General features: G+C 44.8%; 12 protein-coding genes and 1 pseudogene. 12 read left to right on the top strand and 1 reads right to left on the bottom strand.

Translation table 11 applies throughout. The features are described 5' to 3' along the window. Nucleotides 1–6: 6 nt before the first annotated feature. The 12 genes and pseudogenes from JCM16418_RS09460 to JCM16418_RS24255 all read left to right on the top strand — a co-directional run bounded on the left by JCM16418_RS09460 (nucleotide 7) and on the right by JCM16418_RS24255 (nucleotide 11,792). The gene (locus tag JCM16418_RS09460; protein WP_036648072.1) at nucleotides 7–300 is read left to right on the top strand and encodes a hypothetical protein; all 294 of its coding nucleotides are present in this window, start codon (nucleotides 7–9) and stop codon (nucleotides 298–300) included. A gap of 26 nt (nucleotides 301–326) precedes the next feature. After that, nucleotides 327–506, top strand: coding sequence for a hypothetical protein (locus JCM16418_RS09465; protein WP_036648077.1), 180 nt, complete (start codon nucleotides 327–329; stop codon nucleotides 504–506). Between the two features lie 200 nt (nucleotides 507–706). Continuing rightward, nucleotides 707–1,144 carry a phage holin family protein gene (locus JCM16418_RS09470; RefSeq protein WP_052020169.1) on the top strand — a complete coding sequence of 146 codons (438 nt, stop codon included), beginning with the start codon at nucleotides 707–709 and terminating at the stop codon, nucleotides 1,142–1,144. Then, nucleotides 1,131–1,865, top strand: a complete 735-nt coding sequence (locus JCM16418_RS09475) for a glycoside hydrolase family 73 protein (RefSeq protein WP_036648080.1) — start codon at nucleotides 1,131–1,133, stop codon at nucleotides 1,863–1,865. Before JCM16418_RS09470 ends, JCM16418_RS09475 begins: the two co-directional genes overlap by 14 nt. Before the next feature lie 245 nt (nucleotides 1,866–2,110). Beyond that, nucleotides 2,111–3,601: a glycerol kinase GlpK gene (gene glpK, locus JCM16418_RS09480; protein WP_036648083.1), complete on the top strand. Its 1,491-nt coding sequence runs from the start codon at nucleotides 2,111–2,113 to the stop codon at nucleotides 3,599–3,601. Nucleotides 3,602–3,614: 13 nt separating this feature from the next. Then, a pseudogene (locus JCM16418_RS09485) lies at nucleotides 3,615–5,286 on the top strand (glycerol-3-phosphate dehydrogenase/oxidase). Nucleotides 5,287–5,801: 515 nt separating this feature from the next. Then, complete coding sequence (locus JCM16418_RS09490) at nucleotides 5,802–6,791, top strand: ABC transporter ATP-binding protein (RefSeq protein WP_036648086.1); 990 nt, start codon at nucleotides 5,802–5,804, stop codon at nucleotides 6,789–6,791. Next, nucleotides 6,788–7,774, top strand: a complete 987-nt coding sequence (locus JCM16418_RS09495) for an ABC transporter ATP-binding protein (RefSeq protein WP_036648088.1) — start codon at nucleotides 6,788–6,790, stop codon at nucleotides 7,772–7,774. The genes JCM16418_RS09490 and JCM16418_RS09495 overlap by 4 nt, the downstream gene beginning before the upstream one ends. An 85-nt stretch (nucleotides 7,775–7,859) precedes the next feature. Beyond that, complete coding sequence (locus JCM16418_RS09500) at nucleotides 7,860–9,515, top strand: ABC transporter substrate-binding protein (RefSeq protein ID WP_036648090.1); 1,656 nt, start codon at nucleotides 7,860–7,862, stop codon at nucleotides 9,513–9,515. 21 nt (nucleotides 9,516–9,536) lie between these two features. Further along, nucleotides 9,537–10,541: an ABC transporter permease gene (locus JCM16418_RS09505; RefSeq protein ID WP_036648092.1), complete on the top strand. Its 1,005-nt coding sequence runs from the start codon at nucleotides 9,537–9,539 to the stop codon at nucleotides 10,539–10,541. Between the two features lie 10 nt (nucleotides 10,542–10,551). After that, nucleotides 10,552–11,445 carry a nickel transporter permease gene (gene nikC, locus JCM16418_RS09510; RefSeq protein ID WP_036648094.1) on the top strand — a complete coding sequence of 298 codons (894 nt, stop codon included), beginning with the start codon at nucleotides 10,552–10,554 and terminating at the stop codon, nucleotides 11,443–11,445. Nucleotides 11,446–11,621: 176 nt separating this feature from the next. Continuing rightward, the gene (locus JCM16418_RS24255) at nucleotides 11,622–11,792 is read left to right on the top strand and encodes an anti sigma factor C-terminal domain-containing protein (RefSeq protein ID WP_158442422.1); all 171 of its coding nucleotides are present in this window, start codon (nucleotides 11,622–11,624) and stop codon (nucleotides 11,790–11,792) included. Here the strand turns inward: JCM16418_RS24255 and JCM16418_RS09515 are convergent. Further along, a complete protein-coding gene (locus tag JCM16418_RS09515) occupies nucleotides 11,782–12,330 on the bottom strand; it encodes a dihydrofolate reductase family protein (protein ID WP_036648096.1) in 549 nt (182 codons plus the stop codon). The two genes, JCM16418_RS24255 and JCM16418_RS09515, sit on opposite strands and share 11 nt — an antisense overlap. Between the last annotated feature and the right edge of the window lie 171 nt (nucleotides 12,331–12,501).

Here is a 12,501-nt window from a genome sequence, read left to right on the forward strand (position 1 = left end):
GATAATATGCTAGCATATATATATACACTGGAAGATGGTCGTATCATAGATTTTGTTCCTGACGTAATTTCTATTGTAAGTGATCAGATAAACGGGGCTACGTTATGTATTGGAGGTATAGATCTAAATAAATTCTCTATATTTGTTACTGATGAAAAGTTTGAATTGAATCAAGTGATTCCTGCAGGTGCAGTAAATCACCGATCCAAATTCACAGGATGTTCTCAAGAAGAAATCCAAGCAGATCTGAAAAATCGCTTGGCTGATATTGAGATTGCAATGTCTAAGATGTTTGGATAATTTAAATTTAATGGAGGTGAAATGATATGGCATTGGAACCATTTGAGATGCGTATTATGGTAAATGCATGTATCACTCGATACGAAATTGATGAAGTACCTATGAATACTATTATTAACAGTTACAACATAACAAAAGATGATGCTAATTTAATTCGTTCTGAGATTCTTGAAAGGAAAGGAGAAATCATTTTTGACGTAGAGTAGAATCAGTTATAGAAATGACTTTCTATTTATCTGTGATTAGATTCTTTAAAAGGGTGGTTAAACGTTATACTTTAAGACTCCAATAAATAGTGACCAACTATACTATGCCAAAAAGACACCTAATATGTATTCCCCCTCGGGCCCTCCCCCCGAGGGCTTTTTTCCATCTCAACAAATCATTCCCCAAGGAGGGAAGGTACATGAACGATGACTCTCTTATCATTAACATCATTACAATCATATCCACAGCGTTTGGGGCGATGATCGGATATCTGTTTGGAGGTTGGGGCGTATTAATCAACTTATTATTAATACTCGTAATTGTGGATTGGCTTACGGGTTGGGCAGTCGCATGGACGAACGGCGAGCTAAAGAGCCATAAAGGTTATTACGGGATCATGCGAAAAATCATTATTTTCCTCATGGTCACGGTGGCACATTTTATAGATCAGGTGCTTGGAAATCAAGGTTATTTCCAAGATGCCGTGATCTTTTTTTATATGGCAAATGAACTGCTGAGCATTATTGAAAATGCGGGTCGCATGGGCTTACCCGTGCCGAAGGCATTTCGGAAGGCTTTAGAAATATTAGAAACGAAATCAGGAGAGGAGGAATCGATTCATCATGAACCCAAATGAATTTATTACAGCGATTGCACCCCATGCCATTCAAGATATGCAGAAATGCGGCATCCCCGCATCGCTTACGATTGCTCAGGCTATTTTGGAATCCAACTGGGGTAAGAGTGGGCTGACCGCTCAGGCCAATAATCTATTCGGTATTAAAGGCACGGGTACGATCGGGTCGGTGGACATGCCAACGACGGAGTATGTGCAAGGGAAAGCTACCAAGGTGACCGCATCCTTTCGGAAATATCGCAATTGGGCGGAGTCGATCACAGACCATTCAAACTTACTGCTAAAAGGAACGAAAGATCAGCCGAATCGTTATCACGGTGTCCTGCATGCAAATTACCGAGCAGCGGCCGAGGCCGTTTGGAAAGGTGGATATGCCACAGATCCTAAGTATCCGGCGAAGCTGATCAGCATCATCGAAGCGAATCGCCTGGATCAATATGACGTACAATCCAATGCGGAGGGAGATCAAGATGATATGAATGCAGTAGGCATGAACACAATTGAAGCAGAGAAACAAATACAGAGTTTAACCCAAACGGTAGTTCAGTTAAAGCAGCGGATAACAGCGCTCGAGGAAAGACATCATATGCCAGCTCCAATATGGGCCGAATCAGCCGTAAAGGCTGCGGTGAAAGCAGGTATTCTAGATACGCCGGAACAAAGCAGCTATGATTTCTATAGACTGCTTACGATTTTACAAAGACTGCATGTCCTTTCATAGTTTTTAGTTTTAAGCAAAGGGTCTTCTTCTCTCAACAGAGGGTGGAAGGCCCTTATTTCTGTGTAATAGATGATAACTAGGTCACGGAACTGAAGTTTAACCATAGCTTGAAATGAACTAGACCCTAGCTAGACTCGTCGCCTAACCAGAGACCTAATCAGTCATAAAGTATAGTATATTATTATTAGTATACGTATCAGATGGAACGCGGCATGACCAACATGTAGATGAAATGGAGAGAGCAGATGGACAAATACATTCTGTCTTTAGACCAAGGAACAACCAGTTCAAGAGCGATTTTGTTTAATAAAAATGGAGATGCAGCTTTCGTTGCTCAAAAGGAAATTACGCAGTTTTTCCCGAGTCCAGGTTGGGTAGAACATAACGCGAATGAAATATGGGGCTCTATTCTTTCAGTCATCGTGTCCGTCCTTACGGAATCAGGAGTGAAGCCAGAACAAATTGCTGGCATTGGGATTACGAATCAGCGAGAAACGACGGTCGTATGGGATAAGAAGACAGGAGATCCACTCTACCATGCAGTGGTATGGCAATCTAGACAAACAAGTGACATTTGTGAGGATCTGAAATCCCGCAATTTAAATGATATGATTCGGCAAAAGACGGGACTACTTATTGATCCTTATTTTTCAGGAACGAAGGTTAAATGGATAATCGACCATGTGAAGGGGGCCCGTGAGAAGGCGGAGCAGGGTGAATTATTATTCGGCACCATTGACACATGGCTCATTTGGAAATTTACAGAAGGTAGACAGCATGTTACGGACTATTCCAATGCCTCGCGGACGTTAATGTATAACATTCACGAGCTTCAATGGGATGATGAGTTATTAGACATTCTCCAAGTACCTAAATCCATGCTGCCTGAGGTGCGACCTTCTTCTGAAATTTATGGCGTAACGGGACGACAGCATTTTTTCGGTTATGAAATTCCGATTGCTGGAGCCGCGGGTGATCAGCAGGCCGCATTGTTTGGTCAAGCTTGCTTCACCCAAGGCATGGCTAAGAACACCTATGGCACGGGCTGTTTCATGTTAATGAATACAGGCGAAAAGGCTGTAAACTCTGAGCATGGCCTTTTAACAACGATTGCTTGTGGAGTGAACGGGAAAGTGGAGTATGCACTTGAAGGTAGTATTTTTGTAGCGGGATCTGCTATTCAATGGCTTCGTGACGGTTTAAGAATGCTCAAGAACTCCAAAGAAAGTGAAAATTATGCTGCTAGGGTAGATTCGACCGACGGTGTATATGTCGTGCCTGCCTTTGTTGGACTGGGTACACCGTATTGGGATAGTGAGGTACGTGGAGCCGTATTTGGTCTTACGCGAGGAACGTCGAAGGAGCATTTTATAAGAGCGACACTCGAAGCACTTGCATATCAAACGCGGGATGTCCTGTCAGCGATGGAAGCCGATTCAGGGATCAAACTGAAGAAGCTGCGCGTGGATGGGGGTGCTGTGCAGAATAATTTCCTGATGCAATTTCAAAGTGATATCCTAAACGTTCCTGTAGAAAGACCGATTGTGAATGAGACAACGGCGCTAGGAGCTGCCTATCTTGCGGGCCTTGCAGTAGGATTCTGGGAGAGCCAAGAGGAGATAGCTCAGCAATGGGCGATGGAGCATGAATTTCAATCCTCTATGAGTGATGAGAAAAGACAACAATTATATGGTGGTTGGCAAAAAGCAGTTCAAGCCGCAATGGTGTTTAAATAGGAGATGAGCCGAAGTGACATGGTCTAATGTTCATAGAGACGAAATCCGTAGAAGCTTAAGCGGGCAGAAGTATGATGTCCTCATTATTGGAGGCGGCATTACCGGAGCTGGAATTGCACTGGATGCAGCAAGCAGGGGAATGTCGGTTGCCCTTGTAGACATGCAAGATTTTGCTGCGGGAACCTCGAGTAGATCTACGAAATTGGTGCATGGCGGTCTACGTTACTTAAAGCAATTGGAGATCAAAATGGTAGCCGAAGTGGGGAAGGAAAGAGCTATCGTCTATGAAAATGGCCCTCATGTCACGTCGCCAGAATGGATGCTTCTGCCTATGCACACGGGTGGAACCTTTGGTAGATTCAGCACGTCCATCGGGCTGAGAGTCTATGACTTTCTGGCTGGCGTTAAAAAGGGAGAACGGCGCGTGATGCTTTCATCCCAAGAAACGCTACATAAAGAACCGCTTCTGAAGAAGCAGGGTCTTAAGGGCGGCGGCTATTACGTTGAATACCGTACAGATGATGCCAGATTAACAATTGAAGTCATGAAAGCGGCTGTTGAGCACGGGGCATTTGCTCTAAATTATGCCAAAGTGGAGAGCTTGATCTATGATGGCAATGGACAGGTAACGGGGGCTTCCATTTCCGATCAACTGCTAGGTGAACCCTTTGAAGTGAAGGCTACCAAAGTTGTAAATGCCACAGGCCCATGGGTAGACGAAATTAGAGCTAGCGACTCTTCTAAACAAGGTAAAACGCTCAAATTAACGAAAGGTGTGCATCTCGTTATTGATCAAGCGAAATTTCCATTGAAGCAGGCGGTTTATTTTGACACGCATGATAAACGGATGGTGTTCGCGATCCCACGGGATGGCAAAACTTATGTAGGCACAACGGATACCTTCTATAATACCGATCCCATCCATCCGCAAATGACCGCGAGTGATCGTTCCTATATTATTAATGCGATTAATGATATGTTTCCTAGCGTTAAAATGTGTGAGAAAGACGTAGAGTCGAGCTGGGCGGGGGTACGTCCACTGATCCTTGAAGAAGGCAAAGATCCGTCTGAGATATCCCGTAAAGATGAAATTTGGGAATCTGCATCAGCTCATAAGCATCGCAGGTGGTAAATTAACAGGTTATCGCAAAATGGGCGAGACCATTGTGGATATGCTCTCTGACAAATTAACTTCGGCAGGACATCATCCATTGCAACCATGCTTGACGAAGCATCTGCCCATTTCAGGAGGAGAGGTAGGCGGTTCACTAGCATTCGAAGCCTTTGTGCAAAAGACCGCTGATGCCGGCATTCACGCAGGTCTCTCTCATATGGACGCACTACGTATAGCTCGAACCTATGGCACAAATGCACCGCAGGTATTTAATCTCATTCATCTTCAAAGCTCCGATGCGGATCGGATGGGGTTACCAAGGATGCTATTCGGTCAGTTAGCTTATGCACTGGAGGCAGAGATGATTGCAACACCGGTGGACTTTTTCACTCGTCGGATAGGAGCTACATTATTCAACATCCAGCTCGTTCATCAATGGAAGGGTCCCGTGATTGAATATATGAGTGACAGGTTTAACTGGAGTCAGCCTGTGAGAGACAAGCATAGCGCTGAGCTGGAACAAGCACTTTTAGATGCAGTTACGCCTGCAGATGAAATTTGCAAACCATAAGAAATATGTCGACTTTCATTGTAAAAAGGGGGATTATATCTAATCTCTCTTTTTTTGAACAAAAAAATCATAAATATAGAAATAAGTGCAAATTAAATATTGAAAAATGTAAAATATTTCTTGAAACTGAGTATTTCTTGTAGTAAAGTGAAAAATTAATTAGGACAATAAATGTATCAACGCATCGCCTCTACACTCAAATGATTTTGTTCATGTTACCTTCTCCCACAGCTTTACTTCCAATTCAGACAGAAGTCACCTGTCGCACGAATTCCAACCCTACATATATGTCGCAACCTCACATTGAGAATTCATTTCGATCATCTTCAGAGATGTACAACATCCATTAGGTTTCCTAGAACGTCTTTAAAGAGTCTCTAACACGAACAGTAGAAAGTTAAAGCGCTATAAAATGTAAGCGGATTCGTAGTGTTTGCTTGCGTACTGATTTGACCTATGTTCAATAGTGGCGTAATAACCAAATTTCATATTTTCTTACCCAAAGGAGTCTTGGTATGAGCAAGCCTATTCTTGAAATTAAAGATTTACGCACTCATTTCTTTACAGATCGAGGTGAAATTCCTGCGGTAGATGGGATCGACCTGTACATTCAGCCAGGAGAAGTACTTGGTGTGGTAGGCGAGTCTGGCTGCGGTAAGAGTGTAACTTCGCTGTCTGTGCTCAAGCTGATTCCACAGCCCCCTGGCAAAATCGTCAGCGGCTCCATTGTGTTCAAGGGGAAAGATATTGTCCCGCTCAAAGAGAGCGAGATGCGTAAAATTCGGGGCAACTCGATATCTATGGTTTTTCAGGAGCCCATGTCTTCGCTTAATCCGCTGTTTACGGTAGGTCACCAAATTGGGGAGACCATTCGGCTTCACCGAGGCAAGAGTCATAAGGAGGCCCGAATTCACACGCTGGATATGCTGAGAAAAGTAGGAATCGCAAGTCCTGATGCCATCCTTAATGAGTATCCTCATCGTCTCTCGGGTGGTATGCGCCAGCGGGTCATGATCGCGATGTCGATCGCTTGCAGCCCGGAGCTGCTGATCGCGGATGAGCCGACGACAGCGCTTGATGTGACGATTCAGGCGCAGATTCTAGATCTGATCCGGCGATTGAATGAGGAGCAGGGCATGGCCGTCATGCTGATTACGCATGATCTAGGTGTGGTTGCGGAGATGTGCCATCGTGTAGCGGTGATGTATGCAGGCAAGGTGGTGGAGGAAGGAAGTGTGCATGACATTTTCAAAAATCCACTTCATCCGTATACGCAGGGCCTGATCCAGTCTGTTCCACGAATGAGTGAGACCCGCGAGCGTCTGTACTCCATTCCGGGCAATGTACCTGTGCTCAGCATGTCGCTCCGAGGCTGCCGCTTTGCTGCACGCTGTGAGCATGTGATGCCAAGATGTCTTGAGGCAATTCCACATTTATCGCAGCAGGAAGAGGGGCATAGCTGCCGCTGCTGGCTCTATGAAAGCACACAGGAGGATGCTGTATGAGCGAGACATTACTTGAGGTTCAGCACTTGAAGAAGTATTTTCCTATTCAAAAAGGACTTTGGAACAAGACACATGGCCATGTCAAAGCAGTAGATGATATTTCGTTCAGCGTACACAAGGGTGAAACCTTTGGGCTCGTAGGGGAGAGTGGTTGCGGTAAATCAACAACAGGCCGCGCACTACTCAGACTCATTGAGCCTAGTGAAGGCAAGGTGTTCTTCGAAGGCAAGGAGATTACAGGCTTATCTGCAGAAGGAATGCGTAAGCAGCGTAGGGATATGCAGATCGTATTTCAAGATCCTTACTCTTCATTGGACCCTCGTCACAGTGTGCAACGAATATTGGAGGAGCCGCTGATCGTCCATGGTGTAACGAGCCGTAAAGAACGGCAGCAGCGGATCGAACGGCTAGTTGAAGTTGTAGGGCTATCGCGGTCTCATCTCCATCGATATCCCCATCAATTTTCAGGTGGACAGAGACAGCGGATTGGCATTGCTAGGGCGCTGGCGCTTCAGCCTAAGCTTATCGTGGCCGATGAGCCTGTATCTGCGCTGGATGTCTCGATTCAATCGCAGGTCATCAATCTGCTTCAAGATTTACAAAGTGAATTCGGACTCACCTATATATTCATCGCCCATGATCTGAGCGTAGTGAAGCATATCTGCGATCGTGTTGCGGTCATGTATCTTGGCCGAATTGTGGAAATTGCCGACAAGGAGAAGCTGTATGCTGATCCTCAGCATCCCTACACACAGGCACTACTCTCGGCAGTTCCAGAGCCTGATCCCGATGTGAAGCCTAAGCGAATTATTCTGCAGGGTGAAGTACCCAGTCCTGCGAATGCGCCGATCGGCTGTGCATTTAATACACGTTGTCCGAAGGTGATGGATGTATGTCGAACCGATCGACCCCCATTACGGGACACAGGTGAAGGACATTCAACGGCCTGTCACTTATATACGGGAGCAGCAGAAGTCGTCTAATCCGTAAATCAAGGCTTCAATGCAGGCAATGAACGGTTGCCGCATGCAAGTATACTATTTTGAATTCAAGAGAGGGGTATGACGAATGAAGCGATGGACAAGTTCTTTTCTAGCGGTTTCCATGACGGTCGTATTCGCATTGACTGGCTGCGGTGACACAACATCTTCAACCGAGCCGAAGAAAACAGATAGCACGGAGACAACCAAAGAAACAGATAAAAAGGATGCTAAGAAGCAGGATACGTTGGTCGTCGGTCGAGGCTCAGATTCCGTTTCCCTCGACCCTGCGATTGTAACTGATGGTGAATCTCTCAAGATCGGCCAACAAGTATTTGACTCCTTGCTAGAATACAAAGAGGGATCAACAGAGGTTGTACCTGCATTAGCCGATAGCTATCAGGTATCACCTGACGGACTTAAATATTCGTTTAAACTTCGCCAAGGTGTTAAATTCCATGATGGGACAGACTTCAACGCAGATGCGGTGGTATTCAACTTTACACGCTGGAGTGATCCTAAGAGTGAATTCAAATTTAAAGAGGATTCCTTTGACTATTATGATTCCATGTTCGGACCTGATGGCAATCGCATTATCAAACATGTGAAAGCTGTAGATGCGAATACGGTGGAGTTCACACTTAGCCAGCCACAAGCACCTTTCCTGCAAAATATCGCTATGACCTGCTTCGGCATTGCTAGTCCTAAAGCGATTCAGGAGAAGAAGGAGAACTTTAAGAATGAGCCTGTAGGCACAGGGCCTTTTGTCTTCAAAGAGTGGAAGCATAATGATTCCATTACGCTGGAGAAGAATCCAAACTATTGGAAAGAAGGGCTTCCTAAAATAAATAAAGTCATTGTACGTTCAATTCCTGATAACTCTGCTCGTTTCAATGCCTTGCAGAACGGCGAAATTGACTTAATGGAAGATTTGAATCCGGATGATTTATCCGTATTAGAGAGCAAAAGTGACTTACAGAAGATTGATCGTCCTTCCTTCAATATTGGATACCTTGGCTTTAACCTCAAGAAGAAGCCTTTTGATGATGTAAAAGTGAGAATCGCGCTTAGCTATGCTGTAAATAAACAAGGAATCGTCGATGCTTTCTTTGCCGGACAGGCAACGCCAGCGATAAACCCGATGCCTCCTACATTATGGGGCTACAATGACAGCATTAAGGATTATCCATATGATTTGGAACAAGCGAAGAAGCTTCTTGCTGAAGCCGGCTATCCGAATGGACTCCCTGATCCAATCACATTCTATGCGATGCCAGTATCTCGTCCTTATATGCCAGATGGTAAGAAGGTGGCTGAAGCCATCCAAGCCGATTTCGAGAAAATCGGTGTCAAAGTCAAGATTGAATCGCCAGACTGGGCTACGTATTTGGATGATACCAAAGTCGGTGCCAAAGACGACGTTTATATCATGGGCTGGACCGGAGACAACGGAGACCCAGATAACTTTATTTACACTTTGCTTGATAAAGATTCTATTCCAGGCAACAACCGCAGCTTTTACGTAAACGAAGAGCTTCATAAAATTCTAGTTGCAGCTCAGCAGCAGGTTGATCAGGATAAGCGGGTTGAACTGTACAAACAAGCTCAAGAGATCATTAAGAAAGATGCACCTTGGATACCTCTCGTGCATTCGACGCCAATACTTGCCGCTAAGGCGAGTGTTAAAGGGTTTGTTCCTTCTCCTACGGGAACAGAAGCTTATGCAAATATCTATTTCGAATAACAATCGGCAGGTGATTCCTTCGTGAGCTCATATGTATTGAAACGTCTGTTGATTCTTATTCCCGTATTGCTAGGGATGACGCTCATCGTATTCTCTATTATTCATGCTATTCCGGGAGATCCGGCCGAAACCATTCTTGGGCAAAAGGCAACCGAGCAATCGAAGGAGGCACTTCGGCTACAGCTAGGGCTTAACAAGCCTTGGTTACAGCAGTATGCGACGTATCTAGGCGATCTGTTTAGAGGAGACTTGGGAAATTCGATCCGTACGAAGGCTTCCATCGCCACCGAAATATTGCCTTATCTTGCGGCTACACTTGAGCTGACGGTTACGAGTATGCTCTTTGCCACTTTTGTTGGCGTAAATGCCGGAATTATAAGTGCTTGGCGGCAAAATTTTTGGTCGGATTACACGCTTATGATTATAGCTCTGATGGGTGTGTCGATGCCCATCTTCTGGCTGGGGCTGATGGAGCAGTGGATATTCTCAATCAAACTCCACTGGCTGCCTTCCATCGGGCGTATGGATCAGCGTGATCCTGTGGAGAGCATTACAAATATGTATATCATTGATGCGATGCTTAGTGGCCGCTGGGATCAAGTATGGACCGTGATGAAGCACTTGATTCTACCGAGTATTGCGCTTGGTACAATCCCAATGGCAGTAATCGCCCGCATGACACGCTCAAGTATGCTTGAAGTGATGAAATTGGATTTTGTACGTACCGCGAAAGCCAAGGGCTTGTCCATGTTCTTCGTTGTGTATAAGCATGCATTGAAGAATGCCTCCATTCCTGTCTTAACGGTGATTGGACTACAGACGGGTGCATTACTTGGAGGTGCGGTGCTGACAGAAACGATCTTTGCTTGGCCGGGGGTAGGACGCTACATTTACGAAGCGATTAGCTCTCGTGATTACCCAGTCATTCAGAGTGGAATCCTCATTATTGCCTTTATCTTCGTCGTCATTAATTTGATTGTGGATCTGCTGTATGCCTTCATTGATCCACGCATCCAGTACAAATAGGGGGTAGGCTATGACACAATTATCGATTAACCAAAGCTCTGACACGATTGCTATTCATGAAGTGTCTGGCCCTTGGCGTGATGCGTGGAAGGCTTTTCGTAAAAATAAAACAGCATTGCTCGGGCTTGGACTCATCCTATTCTTTATCATTATTGCGATCATTGCTCCGTACATTGCTCCATATGGGTACAAAGATCAACAGTTGATGGATCGCCTTAAGCCTCCTTCATCGGCACACTGGTTCGGAACGGATGATTTTGGACGTGATTTATTCACTAGGGTATTGTTCGGAGCACGAATTTCACTCTGGGTGGGGTTCTTCTCGGTCATAGGCTCCATTGTGGTAGGTACAGTGCTGGGAATTCTAGCAGGCTATTATGGGAAATGGGCAGATATGCTGATATCAAGATTATTTGATATTGTGCTCGCATTCCCTAGCATATTGCTCGCAATAGCTATCGTAGCGATCCTAGGTCCATCATTACAAAATGCACTGTATGCCATCGCGATCGTTAACATTCCCACGTATGGTAGGCTTGTACGAGCTAAGGTACTCAGTCTGAAGAATGAGGAGTACATTATGTCGGCTAAGGCCATTGGGATGAAAAATAATCGCATTCTCTTCAGCCACATTTTGCCGAACAGCCTTACACCCATTATTGTACAGGGAACACTGGGCATAGCCACGGCTATCATCGAAGCGGCAGCACTAGGATTCCTTGGGCTGGGAGCTCAGCCGCCCGATCCAGAATGGGGTAAGATGCTATCGGATTCGAGACAGTTTATTCAGAAAGCACCTTGGACGGTTGTGTTTCCCGGTGTATCCATCATGCTGACGGTTCTTGGATTTAATCTGATGGGTGACGGTTTGCGTGATGTGCTTGATCCACGGATGAAGAATTAAAATATTGGTGTGAAACAAGGGAGTCCCTTTCTCGGATCTGTATAGATCCAAGAAGGGGCTCCTTTTCAATGTGAACTCGGTTATATTGGGAATATGTAACTTTTATTCCATTCATACGTGATTAGAGTGAGGGGAGGTGTTGCGGGAAATAAACCCTGCTCCGATTCGATCCTCTTTTGTCTGCCCTCGTTCTACAATATATAGACAAAAATGGAATTCGTCTATATGGTGTTGTCGTGACAGGTCCGTTCAAAGAACTGCTGAAGCTTAAGGATCAATCGGACATCGCGTATATGGGTATCGCTCAAGTTGAATTATGGAAATGGGATCGAACCATTATCTTGTAACGTAGGTCAGCTCGACCATGCCATCCACCGTTCTGGTTTGCTGTAATCTTAGTTTAGTTTCTGCATGCTGTCCGAGGAATAGTGGGATACCGTCACCCAGAATCGTTGGAATCATCGTTATCACATACGTATCAATGAGATGATGTTCCATAAAGATTTCGATGAGTTTGCCACCACCTACGAGCCATATATCCTGCCCTGGTTGAAGTTTAAGCTGCTTCACAAATTCAGGAATATCTTCATTAATAAATGTTACATGCTCATCCGGTTCGTGGGGAGTGGTTGTAGCTACATAACTTTTTTTACCCTGATAGGCCCAAGCATCCGGAGATAGCTCATGAATGATTTGTTCGTATGTAGTCCGTCCCATGATAACAGTATCAATCGTTTGGTAAAATTGTTCGTATCCATTCTCGGAATCTACATCCTCCGTAGGAGGCTGATCTCCATGTCCGCTTAACCAATCTACTGCACCGTTTGCTCTAGCAATATAACCATCCAGACTTGCAGCAATATACAGAACGACTTTTCTACTCATATTCGTTTAGACCTCCCAAATGAATTAGCTTGAACAGATGAAATGTATACAATGGAGTTCACTTTTAAGCTGTAAAGGGTAAGATTAGAATAACATATATGCAATACATTTATGGTTCATAGATAAAATCGCTTATAATAGAAAGAAATGAATCCTGGATTGGGGAGTACT

Source organism: Paenibacillus pini JCM 16418, assembly GCF_000576305.1.
Classification (GTDB): Bacteria; Bacillota; Bacilli; order Paenibacillales; family Paenibacillaceae; genus Paenibacillus_AQ; species Paenibacillus_AQ pini.

Coding starts and splice junctions, on each gene's coding strand:
- JCM16418_RS09460 (WP_036648072.1), top strand. CDS start 7: ATGCTAGCATATATATATACACTGGAAGATGGTCGTATCATAGATTTT.
- JCM16418_RS09465 (WP_036648077.1), top strand. CDS start 327: ATGGCATTGGAACCATTTGAGATGCGTATTATGGTAAATGCATGTATC.
- JCM16418_RS09470 (WP_052020169.1), top strand. CDS start 707: ATGAACGATGACTCTCTTATCATTAACATCATTACAATCATATCCACA.
- JCM16418_RS09475 (WP_036648080.1), top strand. CDS start 1,131: ATGAACCCAAATGAATTTATTACAGCGATTGCACCCCATGCCATTCAA.
- glpK (WP_036648083.1), top strand. CDS start 2,111: ATGGACAAATACATTCTGTCTTTAGACCAAGGAACAACCAGTTCAAGA.
- JCM16418_RS09490 (WP_036648086.1), top strand. CDS start 5,802: ATGAGCAAGCCTATTCTTGAAATTAAAGATTTACGCACTCATTTCTTT.
- JCM16418_RS09495 (WP_036648088.1), top strand. CDS start 6,788: ATGAGCGAGACATTACTTGAGGTTCAGCACTTGAAGAAGTATTTTCCT.
- JCM16418_RS09500 (WP_036648090.1), top strand. CDS start 7,860: ATGAAGCGATGGACAAGTTCTTTTCTAGCGGTTTCCATGACGGTCGTA.
- nikC (WP_036648094.1), top strand. CDS start 10,552: ATGACACAATTATCGATTAACCAAAGCTCTGACACGATTGCTATTCAT.
- JCM16418_RS09515 (WP_036648096.1), bottom strand. CDS start 12,330: ATGAGTAGAAAAGTCGTTCTGTATATTGCTGCAAGTCTGGATGGTTAT.